At 70.3% G+C, this 2215-nt stretch carries 3 protein-coding genes; all 3 read left to right on the forward strand.

Going from position 1 to position 2215, the window contains the following annotated elements; all coding sequences use genetic code 11:
* The first annotated feature begins 91 nt into the window (after window positions 1-91).
* The 3 genes from rimM (at window position 92) to rplS (ending at window position 2011) form a co-directional block, all read left to right on the forward strand.
* A complete protein-coding gene (gene rimM / locus QMX80_RS19050; protein ID WP_057505262.1) occupies window positions 92-607 on the forward strand; it encodes a ribosome maturation factor RimM in 516 nt (171 codons plus the stop codon).
* Window positions 608-612: 5 nt separating this feature from the next.
* Complete coding sequence (gene trmD, locus QMX80_RS19055; protein ID WP_282278746.1) at window positions 613-1350, forward strand: tRNA (guanosine(37)-N1)-methyltransferase TrmD; 738 nt, start codon at window positions 613-615, stop codon at window positions 1348-1350.
* Window positions 1351-1603: 253 nt separating this feature from the next.
* Window positions 1604-2011, forward strand: a complete 408-nt coding sequence (rplS, locus tag QMX80_RS19060; RefSeq protein ID WP_054664251.1) for a 50S ribosomal protein L19 — start codon at window positions 1604-1606, stop codon at window positions 2009-2011.
* Window positions 2012-2215: the final 204 nt, after the last annotated feature.

Genomic DNA, 2215 nt, shown 5'->3' on the forward strand with positions numbered 1-2215 from the left:
CCCGCCCGCCCGCGCGGGGGCGCGGGGCGCGCGCGGGCCCGCCGCCCCCCCCCCCCCCCCCCCCCCCCCCCCCCCCCCCCCCGACTGCTTTATGAAGAAAGATTCCGAGCGCCGGATCCTGCTGGGCAGGGTGACCGGCGCTTTTGGTGTGCGCGGCGAACTCAAGCTCGAGTCCTGGACCGAGCCGCGGTTGGCCATTTTCAACTATCAGCCGTGGATCCTGCGCAGCCCGTCGGGGCAGGAGTCGCAGATCAGCGGCGTGCGCGGCCGCGAAGCCGCCAAGACGCTGGTGGCGACGTTCCCCGGCGTGGACGACCGCAACGTGGTCGAAGCCATGCGCGGCACCGAAATCTACATCGCGCGCAGCGCGCTGCCGCCGCCGAAGCCGGACGAGTACTACTGGGTCGACCTGGAAGGCCTGGACGTGCAGACCGTGGACGGCGTGAAGCTCGGCCGGGCCACGCACCTGTTCAATACCGGCGCCAACGACGTGCTGGTGGTGCGCGGCGACCGCGAGCGCATGGTGCCGTTCGTGATGGGCGACTTCGTCAAGTCGGTCGATTTCGACGCCAACCTGATCGTGGTCGACTGGGATCCGGAGTTCTGATCCCGATGCGCATCGACGTCATCACCCTGTTTCCCGAGTTCATCGCGCAGTCCGCCGCGCTGGGCGTGGTCGGTCGTGCGCAGGAACGCGGCCTGCTCGACCTGCACGGCTGGAATCCGCGCGACCACGCCGAGGGCAACTACCGCCGCGTGGACGACCGCCCGTTCGGCGGCGGCCCGGGCATGGTGATGCTGATCGAACCGCTGCGCGCAGCGCTGGCCGCCGCGCGCGCCGCCGACCCGACCCCGGCGCCGCTGATCTACCTCAGTCCGCAGGGGCGGCCGCTGACCCAGGCGCGGGTGCGCGAACTGGCGGCGCTGCCGCGCATGATCCTGCTGTGTGGCCGCTACGAGGGCGTGGACGAGCGTTTCCTCGCCGCCGAGGTGGACGAGGAGATTTCCCTCGGCGATTACGTGCTGTCCGGCGGCGAACTGGGCGCGGCGGTGATCGTCGATGCGGTCACCCGGCTGCAGGAGGGTGCGCTGAACGACGCCGAATCGGCGGTGCAGGACAGTTTCGAGGGCGACGGCCTGCTCGACTGCCCGCACTACAGCCAGCCGGCCAGCCACGCGCTGGGCGAGGTGCCGGAGGTGCTGCGCTCGGGCAACCATGCCGCGATCGCGCGCTGGCGCCGGCAGCAGTCGCTGCTGCGCACCGCCCTGCGCCGGCCCGACCTGCTGGACGAGGCCGGCCTCGGCAAGGCCGACCGCAAGCTGCTGGACGAGGCCCGCAAAGAGCCGTAGGCCAAGGGCTTGCCCCGCCCGGGGCCGCGCCGGCCGACGGCCGGCAACCGCGGGAGTACCGGGTGCCGAGGGATTGCCAGCCAGCGGTCTGTACCACTGGCACCGGGCCGGAAGGTCATCTATAATGCGCGGCTTGCTGCTGCCTGGCCGGTAGCAGCGGTTCCAACTACAACAAACGTGCAGCGCAATCCGGTGACTGCATGAGACCCCGCTGTCGAATCGACACGCCCACTCCGAATACATCGGTGCACCCATGAGCAAGCTGAACAAATCCATCGTCGCGGACTTCGAATCCGCCCAGATCACCCGCGAACTGCCGAAGTTCAGCCAGGGCGACACCGTCGTCGTCAACGTCAAGGTCAAGGAAGGCAACCGCGAGCGCGTGCAGGCCTACGAAGGCGTTGTGATCGGCACCAAGAACGCCGGCCTGAACTCTTCGTTCACCGTGCGCAAGATCTCGCACGGCTACGGCGTCGAGCGCGTGTTCCAGACCCACAGCGCGCTGATCGACTCGGTCGAAGTCAAGCGCCGCGGCAAGGTCCGCGCCGGCAAGCTGTACTACCTGCGTGGCCTGGAAGGCAAGGCTGCCCGCATCAAGGAAGACCTGGCTGCCGCCGCGCAGGCCAAGGCTGCCCGCCAGGCCGCCAAGTCCGCCGAGTAATCCCGCCGCAGGCGTCGCGCCTGTTGCAGCAACGGCCGCCCTCGGGCGGCCGTTTGCGTTTATGGCGTCGCGCTACAGGGCGGCCGCGTCCTGTCTTCCTGTAGAGCGGGGCAACGCCCCGCTGGGGGCATTACCGGGCAAGCCTCGCCGGGCGTTGGCCGGCGCGACAGGGCGGCCGCGGGCGGGGGTGCGGTTTAGCGGGGG

Source organism: Stenotrophomonas sp. PS02297 (assembly GCF_029959705.1).
In the GTDB taxonomy this organism is placed as follows: domain Bacteria; phylum Pseudomonadota; class Gammaproteobacteria; order Xanthomonadales; family Xanthomonadaceae; genus Stenotrophomonas; species Stenotrophomonas nitritireducens.